This window comes from Bradyrhizobium sp. CCBAU 051011 (genome assembly GCF_009930815.1).
Taxonomy (GTDB): domain Bacteria; phylum Pseudomonadota; class Alphaproteobacteria; order Rhizobiales; family Xanthobacteraceae; genus Bradyrhizobium.
Genome location: NZ_CP022222.1, coordinates 7,762,373 through 7,780,703 on the forward strand (window position 1 = coordinate 7,762,373; position 18,331 = coordinate 7,780,703).

At 62.2% G+C, this 18,331-nt stretch carries 20 protein-coding genes and 1 pseudogene; 11 read left to right on the plus strand and 10 right to left on the minus strand.

What is annotated here, in order from left to right; all coding sequences use genetic code 11:
- Positions 1–71: 71 nt before the first annotated feature.
- Positions 72–326, plus strand: coding sequence for a GCG_CRPN prefix-to-repeats domain-containing protein (locus ACH79_RS44470; RefSeq protein WP_246738275.1), 255 nt, complete (start codon positions 72–74; stop codon positions 324–326).
- Positions 304–612: a hypothetical protein gene (locus ACH79_RS45275; protein WP_161855269.1), complete on the plus strand. Its 309-nt coding sequence runs from the start codon at positions 304–306 to the stop codon at positions 610–612. The genes ACH79_RS44470 and ACH79_RS45275 overlap by 23 nt, the downstream gene beginning before the upstream one ends.
- A gap of 368 nt (positions 613–980) precedes the next feature.
- Here the strand turns inward: ACH79_RS45275 and ACH79_RS36650 are convergent, their stop codons facing one another.
- Positions 981–1,295: a hypothetical protein gene (locus ACH79_RS36650; RefSeq protein ID WP_161855270.1), complete on the minus strand. Its 315-nt coding sequence runs from the start codon at positions 1,293–1,295 to the stop codon at positions 981–983.
- Between the two features lie 187 nt (positions 1,296–1,482).
- Here ACH79_RS36650 and ACH79_RS36655 point away from each other — a divergent pair, with 187 nt between their 5' ends.
- Positions 1,483–2,730, plus strand: a complete 1,248-nt coding sequence (locus ACH79_RS36655) for a glycerophosphodiester phosphodiesterase family protein (protein ID WP_161856751.1) — start codon at positions 1,483–1,485, stop codon at positions 2,728–2,730.
- A gap of 108 nt (positions 2,731–2,838) precedes the next feature.
- Here the strand turns inward: ACH79_RS36655 and ACH79_RS36660 are convergent, their stop codons facing one another.
- From ACH79_RS36660 to ACH79_RS36675, 4 genes are all read right to left on the minus strand, one after another.
- On the minus strand, positions 2,839–3,588 hold the full coding sequence (locus tag ACH79_RS36660) for a protein-L-isoaspartate(D-aspartate) O-methyltransferase (protein ID WP_246738277.1): 750 nt from the start codon (positions 3,586–3,588) through the stop codon (positions 2,839–2,841).
- Positions 3,589–3,753: 165 nt separating this feature from the next.
- Complete coding sequence (locus tag ACH79_RS36665; protein ID WP_161855271.1) at positions 3,754–4,557, minus strand: hypothetical protein; 804 nt, start codon at positions 4,555–4,557, stop codon at positions 3,754–3,756.
- 225 nt (positions 4,558–4,782) lie between these two features.
- Positions 4,783–6,024, minus strand: a complete 1,242-nt coding sequence (gene ftsZ / locus ACH79_RS36670; RefSeq protein ID WP_161855272.1) for a cell division protein FtsZ — start codon at positions 6,022–6,024, stop codon at positions 4,783–4,785.
- Between the two features lie 51 nt (positions 6,025–6,075).
- A complete protein-coding gene (locus ACH79_RS36675) occupies positions 6,076–6,582 on the minus strand; it encodes a hypothetical protein (RefSeq protein ID WP_161855273.1) in 507 nt (168 codons plus the stop codon).
- A gap of 254 nt (positions 6,583–6,836) precedes the next feature.
- On the opposite strand from ACH79_RS36675, the gene ACH79_RS36680 reads away from it, so the two are divergent.
- The 3 genes from ACH79_RS36680 to ACH79_RS36690 all read left to right on the plus strand — a co-directional run bounded on the left by ACH79_RS36680 (position 6,837) and on the right by ACH79_RS36690 (position 8,079).
- Entirely contained in the window at positions 6,837–7,046 is a 210-nt protein-coding gene (locus tag ACH79_RS36680) for a hypothetical protein (protein WP_161855274.1), read from the plus strand.
- Positions 7,047–7,110: 64 nt separating this feature from the next.
- The gene (locus ACH79_RS36685) at positions 7,111–7,461 is read left to right on the plus strand and encodes a cupin domain-containing protein (protein WP_161855275.1); all 351 of its coding nucleotides are present in this window, start codon (positions 7,111–7,113) and stop codon (positions 7,459–7,461) included.
- A 156-nt stretch (positions 7,462–7,617) separates the two neighbouring features.
- Entirely contained in the window at positions 7,618–8,079 is a 462-nt protein-coding gene (locus ACH79_RS36690) for a glyoxalase/bleomycin resistance/extradiol dioxygenase family protein (protein WP_161855276.1), read from the plus strand.
- Positions 8,080–8,192: 113 nt separating this feature from the next.
- Here the strand turns inward: ACH79_RS36690 and ACH79_RS36695 are convergent, their stop codons facing one another.
- Both ACH79_RS36695 and ACH79_RS36700 read right to left on the minus strand, forming a co-directional pair.
- Positions 8,193–8,552, minus strand: coding sequence for a hypothetical protein (locus ACH79_RS36695; RefSeq protein ID WP_161855277.1), 360 nt, complete (start codon positions 8,550–8,552; stop codon positions 8,193–8,195).
- Positions 8,553–8,674: 122 nt separating this feature from the next.
- The gene (locus ACH79_RS36700) at positions 8,675–10,207 is read right to left on the minus strand and encodes an acyl-CoA carboxylase subunit beta (RefSeq protein ID WP_161855278.1); all 1,533 of its coding nucleotides are present in this window, start codon (positions 10,205–10,207) and stop codon (positions 8,675–8,677) included.
- A 136-nt stretch (positions 10,208–10,343) separates the two neighbouring features.
- Here ACH79_RS36700 and ACH79_RS36705 point away from each other — a divergent pair, with 136 nt between their 5' ends.
- From ACH79_RS36705 to ACH79_RS36715, 3 genes are all read left to right on the plus strand, one after another.
- Positions 10,344–10,751, plus strand: coding sequence for a DUF4260 domain-containing protein (locus ACH79_RS36705; protein WP_161855279.1), 408 nt, complete (start codon positions 10,344–10,346; stop codon positions 10,749–10,751).
- Positions 10,752–10,878: 127 nt separating this feature from the next.
- Positions 10,879–11,751 (plus strand): dienelactone hydrolase family protein, encoded by an 873-nt coding sequence (locus ACH79_RS36710; RefSeq protein WP_246738767.1) that lies wholly within the window; start codon positions 10,879–10,881, stop codon positions 11,749–11,751.
- Positions 11,752–11,848: 97 nt separating this feature from the next.
- The gene (locus ACH79_RS36715) at positions 11,849–12,337 is read left to right on the plus strand and encodes a hypothetical protein (RefSeq protein ID WP_161855280.1); all 489 of its coding nucleotides are present in this window, start codon (positions 11,849–11,851) and stop codon (positions 12,335–12,337) included.
- Between the two features lie 19 nt (positions 12,338–12,356).
- Here ACH79_RS36715 and ACH79_RS36720 read toward each other — a convergent pair whose 3' ends face one another.
- On the minus strand, positions 12,357–13,175 hold the full coding sequence (locus ACH79_RS36720) for a class D beta-lactamase (protein WP_161855281.1): 819 nt from the start codon (positions 13,173–13,175) through the stop codon (positions 12,357–12,359).
- Between the two features lie 285 nt (positions 13,176–13,460).
- On the opposite strand from ACH79_RS36720, the gene ACH79_RS36725 reads away from it, so the two are divergent.
- Positions 13,461–13,715 carry a hypothetical protein gene (locus ACH79_RS36725; protein ID WP_161855282.1) on the plus strand — a complete coding sequence of 85 codons (255 nt, stop codon included), beginning with the start codon at positions 13,461–13,463 and terminating at the stop codon, positions 13,713–13,715.
- A 319-nt stretch (positions 13,716–14,034) separates the two neighbouring features.
- On the opposite strand, the gene ACH79_RS36730 is transcribed toward ACH79_RS36725, so the two are convergent.
- Both ACH79_RS36730 and ACH79_RS36740 read right to left on the minus strand, forming a co-directional pair.
- Positions 14,035–14,916 carry a serine hydrolase gene (locus ACH79_RS36730; RefSeq protein ID WP_161855283.1) on the minus strand — a complete coding sequence of 294 codons (882 nt, stop codon included), beginning with the start codon at positions 14,914–14,916 and terminating at the stop codon, positions 14,035–14,037.
- A gap of 419 nt (positions 14,917–15,335) precedes the next feature.
- Positions 15,336–16,774, minus strand: a pseudogene (locus ACH79_RS36740) (IS1182 family transposase).
- A gap of 273 nt (positions 16,775–17,047) precedes the next feature.
- Here ACH79_RS36740 and ACH79_RS36745 point away from each other — a divergent pair.
- Positions 17,048–18,106, plus strand: coding sequence for an aminoglycoside phosphotransferase (locus ACH79_RS36745; RefSeq protein WP_161855285.1), 1,059 nt, complete (start codon positions 17,048–17,050; stop codon positions 18,104–18,106).
- Positions 18,107–18,331 lie beyond the last annotated feature (225 nt).

Consider the following 18,331-nt stretch of genomic DNA (forward strand, 5'->3'; position numbering starts at 1 on the left):
TTCATGTTCCATTCAGGTCTCGGAACTAAGTTCCGTTCCGTGCCGCCTTGCGGCCGAAAACGGGAGAAAACATGAAGTACCTTTTCGCAGCAGTTTTGGCCCTGGGCACCGTTGCCAGCTTCAGCGCGGCGGAAGCCGCGCAAGGATGCGGCCCCGGCTGGGCTCGCGGCCCTTACGGCCGATGCCAACCCATTCGCAGGGCCGTCGTAGTTCGTCCAGCCCCGGTCGTCGTGGTACGGCCTGCAGCTCCGGCCGTCGTCGTGCGGCCCGGCCGCGTGTGTCCTTACGGCACCGTGTGGCGCTATGGACGCTGCCGCGCTTACTGATATTTTTCAAACAACGAAAAAAGCCCCGCTCGCGCGGGGCTTTTTTATTGCTTCTCTAAATGATCGATTGCGGCGGCTTACCAGTAATAACGACGCCGGCGCCAGTAACGGCGGCGCCAACGACGGCGGCGGCGATGCCATCCCCAGTGCCGGCGGCGCCAACGTCTGCGCCAACCCCAGCGGCGGCGGCGCCAACCCCAGCGCCTTCGGCCCCAACCGCGTCCACGGCCGCGGCCCCAGCGCACTTCTTCGGGCGAAAGGCGATCGACCTCGTCGCCTGACGTGACGGCGGGTTGCGCATCCTTGTTGTCGGGCAACTTGTTGGCGTCGTCAGCGAGCGGCGTCGGCATCAGCGGCGCGGCCTCCGCGCTCGCTGCGAGCGCGGCGCCGCCCGCAACAAATCCTAAGGCGAGTTTCAGAAAGTGGCGACGCTCCATCACATCTCCTCCTCCGTTTGCTGGGTGCGAGAAGGAGAGTTTCGATGCGCCGAGATGAACGCGCGGTGAATTGCGCGTTCAGCTTTGTCGTAGTCGCAGTCTACCCCAGTTTATTTTCGCGCGCTGTTGCGCGCGGCGGAACCATTGTCGTTGCTGCGGCATTATCGTGTCGAGCGCGCGTGTAACGATCCGCCATCGCAACGAACGCGTCGCCATCTCACGCCGACAGCTCTTCCGCCAGCAGCAGCACTTCGCGCGTCCGCGTCACGTCGGGCCAATCGCGATTGAAATCGGCGACCAGCCGCTTCATTTCCGGCCCATCGGTCGCGCGTTCGAGCGCGGCCTTATCAGGAAATTGATACATCGCGTGGTGCAGCGCCGGATCGGTGGCGCTCCAGTAGCGCCACGCCTTCACGGCGCCGAACGACTTCATGGCGTCCGGCAGATGCTCGCGCGAATACCAGGCATCGAAGGCCTGGCGTTTGGCGGGATCGGAGACGGTGGCGCGGACGACGAAAAAAGCTGCGGGCATATCGTTTCTCCCTGGAATTGTTCTTGTAGGGTGGGCAAAGCGCAGCGTGCCCACCATCCATCAGCAGCGGTGCAAGAAACGGTGGGCACGCTGCGCTTTGCCCACCCTACGGCAGCTCCTAACATGCAACTGTCACATGCTCCGTGATATCAAGGCCGCGCGCAACGCGTTATCCGAGGTGCCACCTATGCCTGCCCGCCATCGCTCCGCCCTGCTCGCCGCGCTCTGGCTCCTGATCGCGCCCCTGCCCGCCGCGGCCGACGACATCCTGCTGCCGCGCGAGCCGCAGATAGGGCCACGGCCGTTCTATCTCGTCGACAAGATGAAGGATGGGCCGCTGAAGCAACAACTCAGCCAGTGCACCGGGCCGTTTCGCAAGACGGACTTTTCGATCGGCCACCGCGGCGCCGCGCTGGAATTTCCCGAGCATACGCGCGAGTCCTATATCGCCGCTGCCCGGATGGGCGCCGGCATCATCGAATGCGACGTGACATTTACGAAAGACCGCGAACTGGTTTGCCGCCATTCGCAATGCGACCTGCACACCACCACCAACATCCTGACCGTGCCGGCGCTCGCCGCCAAATGCACGCAACCCTTAAGCCCGGCCGATCCCGCCACCGGCAAGAAAGCCTCCGCAAAGTGCTGCACCAGCGACATCACGCTGGCCGAATTCCGGATGCTGAGTGCGAAGATGGACGGCTTCAATCCGGATGCCAAAACGCCGGAGGAATATCAGAACGGCACGCCGCGCTGGCGCACCGACCTCTATGCCAATTCCGGCACGCTGATGACGCATGACGAGAGCATCGCGCTGATCAAGAGTCTCGGCGCCAAATTCACGCCGGAGCTGAAGGCGTCGGAAGTGCCGATGCCGTTCGACGGCGACTACACCCAGGAGAAATATGCCAGCCAGATGCTGGACGCCTACAAGAAGGCCGGCATTCCCCCGAGCGACGTGTTCGCACAAAGCTTCAACCTGGCCGACGTGCTCTATTGGGTGAAGACCGAGCCGGAATTCGCCAAACAGGCGGTTTATCTCGAAGAACGCTATGAGAAGCAGGGCCTCGATCCCGCCAAGCCGGAGACCTGGAAGCCCTCGATGGCGGAATTGAAGGCGCAAGGCGTCGCCATCCTCGGCCCGCCGATCTGGACCATGCTGACGCTGAACGACAACAAGGAAATCGTTCCCTCCGAATACGCCAAGGCCGCCAAAGCCGCCGGCCTCGACCTGATCGGCTGGTCGCTGGAGCGCGACGGCCCGCTGCACAAGGGCGGCGGCTTCTATCACCGCTCCATCAGGTCGGCGATCGACCGCGACGGCGACACGCTGACGGCGCTCGACGTCTTGGCAAAGCAGGTCGGCATCCGCGGCATGTTCTCGGACTGGCCGGCCACGACGACGTTTTATGCGAGCTGCACCGGAATGAAGTGAGCCTCGTAGGGTGGGTTAGCGCAGCGTAACCCACCGAAGTCTTACCACGCGGTCGGTTCGGCCGGTGGGTTACGCCTTCGGCTAACCCACCCTACGCGGTCCCTCCTCCTAATTCTTCGAACGCGTAAACGGCACAAAGCGCACGAGGGCGACGGCGCGCGCCGTCGTCTTGTCGGGAGCGGTTTTTTCGACGACCGTGAGTTGCTGAATGGAGTAAGCGGCGCCCACCGGCATGACGAGGCGGCCGCCCACCTTGAGCTGCTCGATCAGCGGCGGCGGCACCTCGCCAAGCGCGGCGGTCACGACGATGGCGTCAAACGGACCGCATTCGGGCCAGCCGGCAAAGCCGTCGCCCAGACGGACACTCACATTGTCATACGCGAGGTCCCGAAGTGTTTTCGTGGCGACCTCGGCCAGTGGCGGAATGATCTCGATAGTGCAGACCTTCCGCGCGAGGTGCGCAAGGATGGCGGCCTGGTAGCCCGAACCCGTGCCGATTTCGAGCACGACATGATCGGGCGCGACCTCGGCCAATTCTGTCATCAAGGCCACGATATACGGCTGCGATATGGTCTGGCCGTGACCGATCGAAACCGGCATGTCCGCGTATGCGATGGAGCAGGATCGTTCAGGGATGAACAGATGGCGTTTGGTTTGCCGCATGGCCTCAAGGACCCTCTCCGAGAGGCCCTGCCGTCCCAGACCACGGGCGTCGGAGCGGCCGTAGGCACGGACGGTTTCGACCATGTCCGCGCGTTCGCGGGCGCATTCGGCGTCCTGTGCCGTCGCTTCCCGCGCGCCGGCAACCATGGACAGCACGAGTGGCAACAAGATCCTCATGATCGTGCGCTCGGCCATGCAACAATCGAAAGCACCGTCCGCCGTCGCGGAAGGAAGCAATGATGCTGTCGCGCCTTAACGGAACGCGCGGGCAGACCGACATGCCCTGCCCGAGGTCCAGCCGCCGTGCCTTCCAGCAAGAAATCGGACGCCGCCTTCGGCGGACGGCGGCGCCGATGATAACTACTGTTGGGCGGACGGCAACCGTACCGGCGGCCGCGCCTGCGCTCTGGCTTCCGTTGCCGGAGGCGTCGACACCGGCTTCGGCTTACGCGCGGGGTTGGCAACCGGCACTGGCGGCGCCGCCGACGTCCTGGGCCGCAGGTTTTGCTCGGAGAAATTGGCGATCGTGCGCGCCATTTGCTCCTGGTTCGCCTTGAGTTGCTCGGCGGTCTTGGCACTTTCGCGGGCCAGTTCTGCCTGGCTGGCCTTGAGCTGTTCGATCTCCTGCTGCACGCCTGCGAGATCGCGCGCCATCGTCTGGAGCAACTGGGCCTGCTCGGCAGCGATCGCGGCGGCTGCCGCATCTTGCGGTGCGGCCTGGGGCGGAGCCGGCAATTGCGAAACTGCGGCATCCGCCGCAGCCAGCCGAACGGCAGGCGGGCTCTGCTGGTCGGCAAGAACAGGCGTTTCCGATGGCAATGACGAAGCCGCGGCCAGTTGCGGTGCCCACCGGGCGACCATCGGCCTGACCGTCTCGCCATAGGATTGCCAGGCGAAAGCAGCGGTACAGATGCCCACAGTCAACAGCAGGCCGATCAAGCCGCGTAGCGCCGGCCTGCCGCGCGATGGCTGACGAATCCTTTTCGCCTTCTCCAGCCTGGAAATCTGCTCATTGAAGCGCGCGAGCTCTTCATCCGCGCGGGCAATCTGCTCATAGGCATGCGCGAGCCGTTCATCGGCGCGCGCGACCAGTTCTTTCTCTTGCGCGGATAGTGCTGGATTGACCTGCGGATCGGTCTGCGTGGTGCTCGCCGGGGAATCCATGGGGCGCCTCCTGCCAGTTTTGCCGTCAACTGAACGGGCGATCGTCGGATTGTAGACACTCCCTACCGCGGTTTTGACCAAAGCATGGCTGGAGGATGGAAAGTCTGGGGCGATTTGAACAGTGCCCCCGGGGCACCGCGCATGCCTTGAGGGGGATCTTCAGATCGCGCGCAGCTATCCACCTCCCGCATCCGGGAAGCGAGTGACCTTGGTTGTTTCGACGGCTCAGTTCGCCTTGCGGCCCAGGAAGGCCGGAATATCCAGCACCTTTTCCTCGATCGGGTTGTGCACGGGAGCCGCGCGGCCGTATGGGTCGAGGCGCTGCGGAGCCGCGGCATGCCTCGCGTGTTCGGCGACCGCCGGTCGTGTTTCGGGGCGGCGGAGCGGCGGCGGGCTGGCGAATTGCGGCGGCGGCGCACCGCGCTGGTCGGCGATGCGGCGCCGGTCGTTGGAGAGCCTGCCGGCGAGATCGGTAAGCAGGTTTTCCGCGACCTGGGTCTGGCCCGTCGCTTCGACATTGTCGATGCCGGTCGCCACGACCGAGACGCGGACGATGCCTTCGAGGCTGGCATCGAAGGTCGCGCCGACGATGATGTTGGCGTCCTGATCGGCCTCGTCGCGGATGCGGGTCGCGGCTTCGTCGACCTCGAACAGCGTGAGATCCCGGCCGCCGGTGATGGAGACGATGAGGCCGCTGGCGCGCTTGATCGAGGGGTTCTCGATCAGCGGGTTGGAAATCGCGGCTACCGCGGCATTGAGCACGCGCTTGGGGCCGGAGGCCTCGCCCCTGCCCATCATCGCCTTGCCCTTCTCGCGCATGACCGAGAGCACATCGGCGAAATCGAGATTGATCAGGCCTTCCTTGACGATGAGGTCGCTGATGCAGGCCACGCCCGAATACAGCACCTGGTCGGCCATCGCAAAAGCGTCCGCAAAGGTGGTCTTCTCGTTGGCCACCCGGAACAGGTTCTGGTTCGGGATGATCAGGAGAGTGTCGACCGCTTTCAGAAGTTCCGCAATGCCGGCTTCGGCATAGCGCATGCGGCGCGCACCCTCGAACTGGAACGGCTTGGTGACGACGCCGATGGTGAGAATGCCGAGCTCGCGCGCAATCCTGGCGATGACGGGCGCGGCGCCGGTGCCGGTGCCGCCGCCCATGCCGGCGGTGATGAACACCATGTGGGCACCGGTCAGATGATCGCGGATCTCGTCGGTGGTCTCTTCCGCCGCCGCACGCCCGACGTCGGGCTGGGCGCCGGCGCCAAGGCCCCCGGTCACCTGCGTGCCCATCTGGATGACACGCCTGGCCTTGGAACTGGTGAGCGCCTGGGCATCGGTATTGGCGACGATGAATTCGACGCCTTCAAGCCCGGCGTCGATCATGTTGTTGACGGCGTTGCCGCCGGCGCCGCCGACCCCGAACACGATAATGCGCGCCCTCAGCTCGCGAATGTCGGTGCCAGTCATTGTTGCCCCACGGTTGCTCCGCTCAACCGCGGAATGAGAGAAAAGGGATTGCTATCCACGAGACGCCCTGCGGTCTGCTTCCACCAGGCTCGCCGCCACATGCCCGACCCGGCGCGCAGAATGTCCGTGATTCTCGTCTGAACTGGAAGTTCGGACAGCGGCCCGCAGGGCCACCACCTCGCCCTCCAGCCGCGCCGTCGCCTCCCGGGCGGCGGTGGTCTCGGCAGTCGCCTGCAGCAGTTCCGCCATCAGGCGGTCGGCGCGCGCGCGTTCGTGCTCGAAATCCCAGCGATTGCCCGCTGCCCTGGCCTCGAGCTGCACGATCTCCGCCTGCAGCGTCACGACGAGCGCCCTCAACTGAGCGGCCTCGCCCGCCCGGTGACCACCCGGTGGGTGTGGCGTATGCCTGATTTCGGCGAGATCGACGCTCACCAGCGCCTTCCCGTCGTCGGAAAGCGAGCGCGGCAAGTGGAGCCGCCTGGCAAGCGAACGGGCGGCCGCTGCCGAGATGTTCAGGCGGGCGCCCAGGGCTGCATAGGTCAGAATCTCAACGGACATCGGCTGTTCTCCCCGAACGAACCGCGCTGGAATCGTCTGATGATGACCGGATAGTGCCCGTGAGGCTAAGGGCAATATAGTTAACAGGTGGTTAACCGGCCGGTGGCGCCGTAATGATTTAGCCACCCCCGCGGCCGCCCTGCCCGGCTGCGGCCGGCCGGCGAAAGCCAACCGGGATCGGGAACCGGCAGCAAGCTGGCGCGGGATCGACAGGTCGCGGTATATTCGGCCATCGCGGCTGAGGCGCGATAGAGATGGACGACGAAGAACTCGCTGACCTGCACCGATTCCTGGCCGAGTACCACCGCCGGCTCGCCCGGGAAGCCGTGCTCGATGTCGTGCAGCAATATCACTCCGACCTTGCCCAACGGCTCGCCGACGAGGCCGCGCTGATCCCGAGACGAACCGCGATCGCGCAGCGGCTGCGCGAGGGTGAGCAGCAGAAGCGTAACGAGATGGAGTGAGCGGCGGAAGCCTATCATCACGCTGCACCACGCGATGGGGGCGGATGATCCGAGGGAGGCCGTCATGAACCAGCCGCAGCCAGTCAAGGACGCCAGCCACCTTTACGAAGTCGAGCGCCGCGCCGAGCATGCGGCGCGCCCCGGCTTTCGCATCATGGAGTTGCAGCTCTCCGAAACCCAGAAGGTGCCGTGGCACACCCACAGCAATGTGTCAGATACTTTCTACGTGCTGGAAGGCCAGATGAGGCTGTTCCTGCAGGATCCGAAAGAGGAAGTGAGTTTGAAGCCCGGCGAAGTCTATGTCGTCAGGCCGACGCGACCGCATCTGGTGACGAACGGGGGCACGAAGTCGCTCACCTTCCTGGTTCTGCAAGGGGTCGGCGAATACGATTTTGTTCCGCTCCTGAAGGGTTAGGTTCCTGGGGAACTGGCAGCGGACATGCATTGACGCGCCACCAATGCGCGGACTGCCGTCACACTTTGTTCAAACAACGGATCGACAATCGCGGCAATACAAGAGCGGGCTGGGCCATCCTGCATGGATCAAATCCATCGAACCAAGGAGACAGCCATGGCAAGTAAAGTAAAGCCGGTTCCCGAGGGATTCCACACCGTCACGCCTTATCTCGTCGTCGACGGGGCCGACAAGGTCATCAACTTCATGAAAGAAGCCTTCGGAGCCCAGCCGGTATTCGAGCCGATGATGCGGCCCGACGGCAAGGTCATGCATGCGGAGTACAAGATCGGAAATTCCATCGTGATGATTTCCGACTCCTCGGAGCGCGCGCAAGCAACATCGACCATGCTGTATCTCTACGTACCCAACGTCGATGCCGTTTATCAGAAGGCGCTCAAGGCCGGCGCGACATCGTTGATGGAGCCCGCGGATCAATTCTATGGCGACCGCAGCGGCGGCGTGAAGGACCCCGCCGGCAACTCCTGGCACATCGGCACCCACATCGAGGACGTATCGCCGGCTGATCTCAAGAAGCGCGCGACGGAATATATGAAGCAGCAGCACAAGGCGGCGTAGGCGAAACGCGCAAGCTTCGTAGGGTGGGTTAGCGAAGCGTAACCCACCGAAGTCTCGATACGCGGTTAGTGCAGCCGGTGGGTTACGCCTTCGGCTACCCACCCTACGCGCTATCAAAGATACGGCAATGATTTGGCCATGCCAGCATCAACCAGCTGCAAATATTCCCTTTTCAGAACTGAACCCAACAACTCCCACGCCCATCGCGCATTGCGCAGGTCCAGGTGTTCGATAAACGAAACTCCGATCGCATTCTTCAAATGATCGTTTCCGTCTCTGTAGTACTTCTCGGCCAGCTTGAAGCACGATGCGACGTCTTTTGTATTCCCGAGGGTGATGGCACGTTGCACGAAACCGGCAAACACACCCATTTCCAGATGTAGCAAGCCGTGCTGCGCATTAATTGCGGTTGTCAAATCCGGAAAAGTGTCCTTCAACTCCTTCAGGAAGATGCTTCGATGAAGGTCGCCCACTTGGAATCCTCAAGGTTTGTGTTGGGTCGTCGCGACACCTATCCTGCTTGCACCGTCACTCTCGATTTGCGGTCGGCTCGGCCGGTGGGTTACGCCTTCGGCTAACCCACCCTACGCATCTGTCACAACGGCAGATTATCGTGCTTCTTCGCCGGCATCTCGACCTTCTTGTCTTTCAGCATCGCGAGCGCCCTTGCGATCCGCCTTCTTGTCGAATGCGGCATGATGACGTCGTCGATGTAGCCGCGCTCGGCGGCGATGAACGGTGACAGGAAGCGGTCTTCGTATTCCTTGGTGCGCTTGGCGATTGCGTCGGGATCGTTCATGTCGGCGCGGAAGATGATTTCCACCGCACCCTTGGCGCCCATCACCGCGATCTGCGCGGTCGGCCAGGCGTAGTTCATGTCGGCGCCGATTTCCTTGGACGCCATGACGTCGAACGCGCCGCCATAGGCCTTGCGGGTGATGACGGTGACGAGCGGCACCGTGCATTGCGAATAGGCGAACAGCAGTTTCGCGCCGTGCTTGATCAGGCCGCCATACTCTTGAGCGGTGCCCGGCAGGAAGCCCGGCACGTCCACAAACGTCACGATCGGGATGTTGAAGGCATCACAAAAACGGACAAAACGCGCGGCCTTGCGCGACGCATCGCTGTCGAGCACGCCCGCCAGCACCATCGGCTGGTTGGCGACAAAGCCGACGGTGCGGCCGGCGATGCGGCCGAAGCCGGTGACGATGTTCCTGGCGAAGGTTTCCGAGATTTCGAAGAAATCGCCCTCGTCCACGACCTTCAGGATCAATTCCTTCATGTCGTAGGGTTTGTTCGGATTGTCGGGGATCAGCGTGTCGAGCGACATGTCGACACGCTCGATGTCGTCAAAGCTCGGCCATTCCGGCACGCCGTCAGAGTTGTTTGACGGCAGGAAGTCGATCAGCCGGCGCATCTGCAACAGCGTTTCGACGTCGTTCTCGAATGCGCCGTCGGCGATGGAGGAGCGCGTCGCGTGCACCGAGGCGCCGCCGAGTTCTTCCGCGGTCACCACTTCATTGGTGACGGTCTTCACCACGTCGGGGCCGGTGACGAACATGTAGCTGGTGTTCTTCACCATGAAGATGAAGTCGGTCATTGCGGGCGAATAGACGTCGCCGCCGGCGCACGGGCCCATGATGACGGAGATCTGCGGGATCACGCCTGACGCAATGACGTTGCGGCGGAACACGTAGGAATAGCCCGCGAGCGCGGCGACGCCCTCCTGGATGCGCGCGCCGCCGGCGTCATAGAGGCCGATGATCGGCGCCCTCGCCTTCATCGCCATGTCCTGCAGCTTTGTGATTTTCAGCGCGTGGGTCTCGGACAGCGAGCCGCCGAACACGGTAAAATCCTTGGCGAAGACGAAGGTCTTGCGGCCGTTCACCGTGCCCCAGCCGGTGACGACGCCATCGCCCGGCACCTTGGTCTTTTCCATCCCGAATTCGGTCGAGCGGTGCTCGACGAACATGTCGAATTCCTCGAATGAGCCCTTGTCGAGCAGGAGTTCGATGCGCTCCCGTGCCGTCAATTTCCCGCGGGCGTGCTGCGCCTCGATGCGCTTCTCGCCGCCGCCGAGCTTGGCGCCGGCGCGCCGTTCTTCGAGGGTGTCCAGGATATCCTTCATGCTGCTTCCGCCTGCCTTTTGGGTAACGATTTGAAGGCCTTCTAACACGGCCTTTTCGGAAGCGGAAACACCCATCCGGCATCTGGTACCGCCGCCTTGCGCCCCCTATATGCCGATCCTGACCATGGGGACCGGAATGACCGATATCGCTGGCGCCGACACCTCGGGCGCCGTTACTAGGGGCGTGCGCGCGGTGCTCCGGCTGGAAGGATTAGCGCTATTTATCGGAATGACGCTGCTTTATTACATCTGGGACGGCGACTGGTGGATTTACGGCCTGCTGTTTTTCGTCCCCGATCTCAGCTTTGCGGCCTACCTGTCAGGGCCGCGTTTCGGCGCCATGATCTACAACGCAGCGCATAGCTACCTGGCGCCGATGGCGATGATGACGACCGGCTTGGGCACCGCTTCGCCGCTCATCCTCTCGATCGCGATGATCTGGCTGGCCCATATCGGCTTCGACCGCGCGCTCGGCTATGGGCTGAAATACGAGACCGGTTTCTCGTTCACGCATCTGGGGCGGATCGGGAAGTCTGCGAATTGACAACCGATTTGTAGCTTGATGTAGTCTCTCCCAAAGCTGCCGCAGGACAGCAAAAAATTTGGGGGAAACGAATGCTGACGGACTGGCGCGTCGCCGTGACCGGCGCGATTCTTTGCACCGCTGTTCTATTCACCGGCATCGAAGCATCGGCGCAACCGATCCCGAAGGATGTCGCGGCACGCAGGTCACGGTTGCCGGCGAATTCCGTATCGCGCAAGGCACCGGCAAACTTCCCGTCGTGGTGCTGATGCATGGATCGAGCGGCGTCGGCGCCGGCATGGATCCGTGGGTGCGCCACTTCAATGCGATGGGCATTTCGACCTTCGTGATCGACGGGTTCAGCGGCCGCGGGCTGACCATGGTCGGCCCCAACCAGGCCCTGCTCGGCCGGCTTAACTTCATCGTCGATATCTACCGTTCGCTCGAAATCCTCGCCAAGCATCCGCGCGTCGATCCTGACCGAATCGTGCTGATGGGATTTTCACGCGGCGGACAGGCGGCGCTCTACGCCAGCCTCGATCGCTTCCACAAGCTCTGGAACAAGTCCGGCGCGCAGTTCGCGGCCTATATACCGTTCTATCCGGATTGCTCGACCACCTACGCCAGCGACACCGAGGTTGTCGCACGCCCGATCCGGATCTTTCACGGCACGCCTGACGACTACAACCCCGTCGCCACCTGCAAGGCCTATCTCGCCCGCCTGCAGGACGCCAAGCGCGACGCGACGCTGACGGAATATCCGGATTCCCAGCACGGCTTCGATGCGGGCCTGCTCGGCCTCAGCACGATCGTCGTATCAGTCAACGCACAGTCCGCCCGCAATTGCCGCCTCAGGGAGGGCGAAGCGGGCGTTCTCATGAACGACGACACCAAGGAGCCCTTCACCTATAAGGATGCCTGCATCGCGCTCAATCCGCATGTCGGCGGCAACCCGGCGACTGCGAAAGAAGCGCAGAAGGCGGTGAGCGAATTCCTGCAGGCGTTGCTCAAGCTGGGATAACGACTTGGTGAAACTTCACCGAGCCGCGCACCAGTGGAACCGATGAACCCGTTTGCGATTTTGGCGTTGATTGCCAAACCGAACGGAGGCCATCAAGATGTCTGGATCCAACCTCACGCGAACGGCGCTGCTGCTTGCATCGCTATCGCTGGCCGGCAGCGCGGTGCTGGCCGCGCCTGCCTCGCCCTTCGTCGCCATGGCCGGCACATGGTCCGGCGGCGGCGTGCTCAGCACCACCGACGGACAGCAGGAGCAATTGCGCTGCCGCGCGGCGTATGATGTCGCCGGCAGCGGCGAGCAGCTTCGGCTCAATCTGACCTGCGCCAGCGCAAGCTATAAGTTCGATCTCGCAAGCGATGTCGAGTACCGTGGTGGCACGATTTCGGGCTCATGGACCGAAGCCAGCCGCAACGCTTCCGGCACCCTTTCCGGACGCGCCGCCGGCGACCGTGTCGAGGCTGCGGCAAGAGGCGACAGTTTTTCGGCGCATCTGTCGCTGACGACCCGCGGCGGCAAGCAGACGGTGTCGATCCAACCCCAGGGCACCAACATCACGTCGGTCTCGCTGGCGCTGAACCGGCGTTAGCCCAGCGGTTCGCCAAACGTCAGATCGCCACGATATCGGCGAGGCATTGCTGCACCACCGTCATGCGGGCGGCGATGTGGCTTTGTTCCTTGCAGTCCATGTTCATGGCGAACACGGTTTGCTGGCTGCCCTTCTCGGCCCAGCCGACCATCCAGCCCAGTGACGGCTTGCCCGCTTCCGCACCCAACAGGCCGCTCTTGGCGCGGATGGTGGCGTCGCCGACCTTCGTCACGGGGATGATGTCGCGCGTCAATTCCTGGCTGCGCTTTCCGACCGGCAGCACGCCGCGCCGCAAGCGATCGACGAAATCAATCTGCTGGATCGGATCGATGCGCAGATTGCCGGTCAGCCAGAACTGGTCGATGCCGCCGCCGATGTCGCGATTGCCGTAGTCGAACAGGTCGAGATATTTCTGCATGCGCTCAGGCCCGACGCGCCGCGCGATCTCCTGATAGACCGGTACGGCGGAAACCGCGATTGCCGAACGCAGCGTGTGGTCCTTGTTCCAGGCCTCGATGCTGCGCGTCACGCCATCCCATTTGAAGGCATCCTTATCGGGATCCTCGACCACGCCGGTATCCAGCGCGATGACCGAATTTGGAATCTTGAAGGTCGAAGCCGGCAGCCTGCCCTCGCCCGAGCGCACCTTGTCGCTGGCGATGATCAGGTAATCGTCGACCTTGTAGGCAACGAAGGTGCCGACGGTGCCGAGATCGAAAAAACGCTTGGAGAGGTCGTCGCGAAACTCGCTGCGCTGGTAGGAGACGTTGGCAAGGGCGCGCGCGGGCGACAGAGTGGTCGCGGCAAGGACACCGAGCGCATGACGACGAGTGATCACGGGAACATCCGAATGATGAACGGGTGCGGAAACGATGCTAACCGCATCGTGGAGAAACTATGACAATGGCAGGAACCGATCCAGGGCGAATACTCATAAATCAGGCGCTTAGTTTCGGTCGCGCCTGCGCGCGTCGGTTCGAGGATCATCGTGAACGACAGGGGATTGCTCGCGGACCGTCAACGTCCAGGGACCTTGATCGTACATCTCGGGCTCATCGCTCTTGCCGTAGTGCAGTCGCGCGCCAGCTTCTAGCCGAGTGCAGATCCGCACCACGAGTGGCTCTTGAGGCTCGACGCCACGGACGGCAAGGGCCGCTCGCAGTTGCCGCCAACGTTTCTCGGTGAAGGCGCCGGTATGGCACATGCCTTCGCAGCAGCAATACGTTCGACCGGCGCGAAACGTGATGTACAGTTCGAACTCCTCGCCGTGGCCTCGGATGTTCTCGATGCTCAGGGAATAGTACTGGTCGGGACGTCCTTCGGCGCCTCTGTTCTGTCGGAGCAAGTCAATCCAAGCAGCACAGATACGGGCTTGTAGGCTCGTGTGTTCATCCATGAAAGTGGCGCTGACAGCGCGTTCATTCGGATCAAGGACCTAGCAGTTCGGTCCTGCATTCGAGCTATCGTGCCTTAGGCCCCTTGTCTAGCGTGAGGACTCTTGCGTCATTGAGCTAGGCGTGCTGCCGAACGAACGTCCTAAAGTCCGCAATGGGTCAACAAGCGACCTCGCCGATCCATCAGGCGCTAGTCCGCTCCACCCCACAAACCGGACATCTGCGCGCTCGGCACGCAAGTCAGCAACGGGCCAATTGCGGACATGCCGCCAACGGCACGATCTTGAGCGGCTGCACCTCCCGTCACTGATCCAGGCGCCCGACACACGCTGCTCCCGCCGGCAGCGCCGCTTCTGCGGGTAACACAACCTCGTTCATAAATTTCGCGGCGCCTCCGGGAAGGGAGGAGGCGGATGCCAGCGCCATCACGAGATTGCGGTCCGGAAAGTTCACAATGAGCTGGCTATCGTAGCCGGAAACAAAATAGGCCGGCGACCCGTCGCGTGTCGGCCTTGTCCACCACAGGTATCCGTAACCGGCCTGGAGCCCCGGCATACTGCCGTCGATGTGCTTGCGCGTGGAATCGAGGACGTAGGCCTCCGATACCACCTGCCGCTCCCGCCACCGGCCTTGCTGAAGATAAAGCAGGCCGATCTTCGCCATGCCCCTGCCGGTCAATAGTAGTCCGCTAAATCCGGGCAAGTTTCCGTCCTTATCGACAGCCCAGAAGTAGCGATCAATCTGAAGCGGCGCGAACAGTTCGTTTTTGGCAAACTCTGCAATGTTGCCGCCGACCGCACGCCTCAGGATGATCGCGATCAGATTGGTCCCTTCATCGTCATAGTAAAAATGAGTACCCGGCGTGTGCTTGACGGTGCGCCTGATCATCCAGAGGCTGGAACTCCAGACGCCCGACACCTCGACCATCTCGTGCGCATCGAAGCCCGATGACATCGTCAAGAGATCGCGCAACGTGATGTCGGCCGCGCGCGGATCGATCGGCCTTTCTGTCGCTTCGACAACCAGTTCGGGTAGCTTCTGATCCAGTCGCAAGAGGCCCTTGTCGATGGCAATGCCGACGAGAATGGACAACACGCTCTTCGTCACCGAATGCACCGGCCATTGCTCCTCGGGCGAATTCTTGGCGTAGTATTCATGAAGGATGCAGTTGCCGCGCGCCAGCACCAGCGCCCTGGCCGACGGGTATTGCCCGGCGATCGTCGCAGACAGCTTGGCAAGTGTTTCCGCCGTCGATGCGGTGGCCTGCTGTGCCGTGGTCTGGCGGGCCGGAAACCCTGCGGCAATGAAGAGCGAGATGCCGATTGCCGCCATAAAAGGTCGCGCGCTGCCCATCGCCTTTCCCCGCTGTTCGGTTCGTACCGCCTCTTGATTGCCGAGTTGGGTCAATCCGGCAAGGTTTATTACTTCAGTGAGGTGGAAGTCCCATTATGCCGAGAAATTATCGCCGCAGCATGCCCGCTAGGAAGCCTTTGAGTTGTGGCGACGGGCTTGCGGGCCGCCTGCCGGGAAGTCCGCTAAGGGTCTTGGCCGTGTAAAAACACCCTTCCCAGGGAAGCCGGTGAGAAGCCAGGACCGGCTCGGTCTCAGGCCACGATCGCGGCCATCAGCGGCTTGGTCCCGACGATGTTCATGACCCGTGTCAGATTATAGGCCAGCACCGAGAGCGCCATCTCGGCTGCTACTTTTGGAAGCGTTTTGGTGAGGAAGTGTGTCGCTCCCATGCGGGCCTTCATCGTGCCGAACGGATGCTCGACCGTCTCGCGACGCCGGCGCATGGCTTGTGGGTTTGAATCAAGGCGCTGCTGCACGGCCTCGAGCAGATGCTCATGCTCCCATCGTGGAATCCGCCGCTCTGGTCCTGTCGTGCACTGCGATTTAAGCGAACAATCTTGACAGGCTGTGGTCCAGTAGCGCCGTAGCCGCTTGCCGTCTTCCTCGCTCGTAAAGCGATACGGCAATCGCTCCCCAGCTGGACAGCGATAGGCGTCCTCCTCTGGCAATACGCAAAGTCCTGCTTACCGAAGCGTCCCTCCGATTTGGCACCCGACGTCTGCGGCTTGGGCAGAGTTACCGTGATGCCGGCCTCGTGGCACGCGAGGATCTCCGGGCTGCTGAAGTAGCCGCGATCGGCCACGGCCTCAAGCGTCTCGGTCTTTAGAACAGCCTTCGCCTGCTTGGCCATATTGGCCAGTTGAGCCCGATCTGAGCCGCTGTTCGTTACCTCATGCGTCACAATCAGATGGTGCTCGGTATCCACGGCGACCTGCACGTTGTAGCCGACAACGCCGGAGCCGCGTCCGCTCGTCGCCATCGAACGGCTGTCGGGATCGGTCAGAGAGATTTGCTGGTCAGGCGAAGCAAGCATCTGCTTCTCGTAGACGGCCAGCTTGCCCATTTCCTCCTTCAGCTTCGTCAGCTTCTGGGTGAGCCGCGTCACCTTCGCGGCCAGAGCTTCCGTCGGCTCCTGTCGGTCGGCCGTGTCAAGCTGGCTCAGATAGCGCGCGACGCTCTCCTCCAGCTGAGCACGCCGCCGCTCTACCTTCGCCCGTGTGAAGTTCCTGTCCCGGTTGTTCACGGCTTTGAACTTGCTGCCATCGATGGCGACGCTCGCCGTCGTGAGGAGACCCATCTCACGGCAGAGTTCGACGAAGCGCGCGCATACCTTGCGTAATGCCAGGCCATTGTCTTTGCGGAAGTCCGCGACCGTCTTGTGATCGGGAGCGAGCCGACCCAGCAGCCACATGACCTCGACATTGCGCCCGGCTTCTCGTTCGAGCCGCCGGCTCGACTGCACCCGGTTCAGATAGCCGTAGATGTAAAGCTTGAGGAGAACCGACGGGTGGTACGATGGCCGACCAGTCGCCGCCGGTTCCACCCCCTCGAAGCTCATCTCGGCTAAATCGAGCGCATCGACAAACACGTCGATCACGCGAACAGGGTTGCTCTCGTCAATGAAATCATCGAGGCATTCGGGTAATAGCGTCCATTGCCCACGATCCGCCTCTTCAACGAAGCGCCTCATCAATTCCCCCACAGAATCACGGGAGAATCATAACAGCAGCAGCGCGTTTTCACACAGCCAGGGTCACAAGCGGCAGTCCGACCGCTCAGCTCGTCAGGTCCGGTTCTCCTCCGAGAGCGGCCTTTGCGGCGGCTCATGGGCAGTTCGGCTGAGGGCCAATAGCTGCCGTCCTTGGCGGCCAATCATCGACTAGAGTGATTGATCGTTCTCAACCAAAAATTGCGCAATCGGATCGGAGACGTTAGCTTCGTGGAGCTGTAAGGAAGCGCGAAGATGGAAGCAACTCCAGAGCCCATTCAAGCCGAGCGACTAACTTCTACGCTCCGTCGAACTGGCGTGCTTGGGGCGGCTCACGTCAGTAGCGTGACGATCGAAAGTTCCCGCAACACGATCCTCTCACGAATTATTCGGGTTCGCATAAACTACAGTGGTACTGCCGACGAGGCTCCACACTCCCTCATTTTCAAGACTGCTCACCCTGAACGCGTCGGCGATGCACTGCACGCTGGCCGTCAGGAGGTCGCATTCTATGATCAGATTGCGCCGATGATGGCGGCTAACATCGTGCCCCGTTGTTTCCAGGCTCATCGTGACGCAGAGACGAACGTGTGGTACCTGCTCCTTGAGGACCTCACCGAAACGCATGCCGTCCCAACGCAATGGCCGCTGCCACCATCACGCCAGCAATGCGGCGCAATCGTTCGAGCGCACGCGCGTCTCCATGCATCCTGGTGGGATAGCCCGCACCTTGGTGTCACAGTTGGGACGTGGCTCGACGCGGAGGCCATGGACCGGCAGATGCAGCGAGTGGCAGGTGACTTTGAACGCTTTGCCGACTCGGCGGGTGACCTGCTGTCCCGCGAGCGTCGCTGGCTCTATGAGCGGCTGCTCAGCTCTGCACCCCGCTTGCTTCAGCGATATCACTCGCATCAGAACTTTACGATCACCCAGGGCGACGCGCACGTTTGGAACATTTTCTTGCCGAAAGATCATCAGTCAGACGATGCGCGGCTTTTCGACTGGGATGCTTGGCGGCTCGATGTCGCGTCGCGAGACCTTGCTTACATGATCGCGATGCACTGGTATCCTGATCGTCGAAAACAGATGGAGCGCTCTATCCTCGACGAATACCACGACACGTTGGTTGCTCACGGGGTTCAAAGCTACGGTCGCCATGCGCTTGACGCCGACTATCGACAGTCGGTGCTTTGGCAAATAACGACGCCCGTGTGGCAAGCCGTCAACAATATCCCTGCCGTAATCTGGTGGAACAATCTCGAACGCATCATGCTTGCCGTCGATGATCTCGATTGCAGATCGCTACTTAGCTGAATGTGAGTCCGCATTGGGTCAACAGGCGACCTCGCCGATCCATCAGGCGCTAGTCCGCTCCACCCCACAAACCGGACATCTGCGCGCTCGGCACGCAAGTCAGCAACGGGCCAAGAGGCAACATTGTAGATTAGCCCCGACATGACAGGAAGGCGCGCCCTTAGCTTTTGCGTCATCATAGAGGCGGCACAAGAATTGGCGCCGCGCCATGGCAGGCTTGTTGCT

What these genes read in the sequence shown, in the direction of transcription:
- ACH79_RS36705 (WP_161855279.1), top strand. Translation starts at nt 10,344, where the DNA reads ATGACCGATATCGCTGGCGCCGACACCTCGGGCGCCGTTACTAGGGGC.
- ACH79_RS45275 (WP_161855269.1), top strand. Translation starts at nt 304, where the DNA reads ATGGACGCTGCCGCGCTTACTGATATTTTTCAAACAACGAAAAAAGCC.
- ACH79_RS36680 (WP_161855274.1), top strand. Translation starts at nt 6,837, where the DNA reads ATGGACGACGAAGAACTCGCTGACCTGCACCGATTCCTGGCCGAGTAC.
- ACH79_RS36665 (WP_161855271.1), bottom strand. Translation starts at nt 4,557, where the DNA reads ATGGATTCCCCGGCGAGCACCACGCAGACCGATCCGCAGGTCAATCCA.
- ACH79_RS36700 (WP_161855278.1), bottom strand. Translation starts at nt 10,207, where the DNA reads ATGAAGGATATCCTGGACACCCTCGAAGAACGGCGCGCCGGCGCCAAG.
- ACH79_RS36655 (WP_161856751.1), top strand. Translation starts at nt 1,483, where the DNA reads ATGCCTGCCCGCCATCGCTCCGCCCTGCTCGCCGCGCTCTGGCTCCTG.
- ACH79_RS36690 (WP_161855276.1), top strand. Translation starts at nt 7,618, where the DNA reads ATGGCAAGTAAAGTAAAGCCGGTTCCCGAGGGATTCCACACCGTCACG.
- ACH79_RS36675 (WP_161855273.1), bottom strand. Translation starts at nt 6,582, where the DNA reads ATGTCCGTTGAGATTCTGACCTATGCAGCCCTGGGCGCCCGCCTGAAC.
- ACH79_RS36660 (WP_246738277.1), bottom strand. Translation starts at nt 3,588, where the DNA reads ATGGCCGAGCGCACGATCATGAGGATCTTGTTGCCACTCGTGCTGTCC.
- ACH79_RS36745 (WP_161855285.1), top strand. Translation starts at nt 17,048, where the DNA reads ATGGAAGCAACTCCAGAGCCCATTCAAGCCGAGCGACTAACTTCTACG.
- ftsZ (WP_161855272.1), bottom strand. Translation starts at nt 6,024, where the DNA reads ATGACTGGCACCGACATTCGCGAGCTGAGGGCGCGCATTATCGTGTTC.
- ACH79_RS36685 (WP_161855275.1), top strand. Translation starts at nt 7,111, where the DNA reads ATGAACCAGCCGCAGCCAGTCAAGGACGCCAGCCACCTTTACGAAGTC.
- ACH79_RS44470 (WP_246738275.1), top strand. Translation starts at nt 72, where the DNA reads ATGAAGTACCTTTTCGCAGCAGTTTTGGCCCTGGGCACCGTTGCCAGC.
- ACH79_RS36715 (WP_161855280.1), top strand. Translation starts at nt 11,849, where the DNA reads ATGTCTGGATCCAACCTCACGCGAACGGCGCTGCTGCTTGCATCGCTA.
- ACH79_RS36650 (WP_161855270.1), bottom strand. Translation starts at nt 1,295, where the DNA reads ATGCCCGCAGCTTTTTTCGTCGTCCGCGCCACCGTCTCCGATCCCGCC.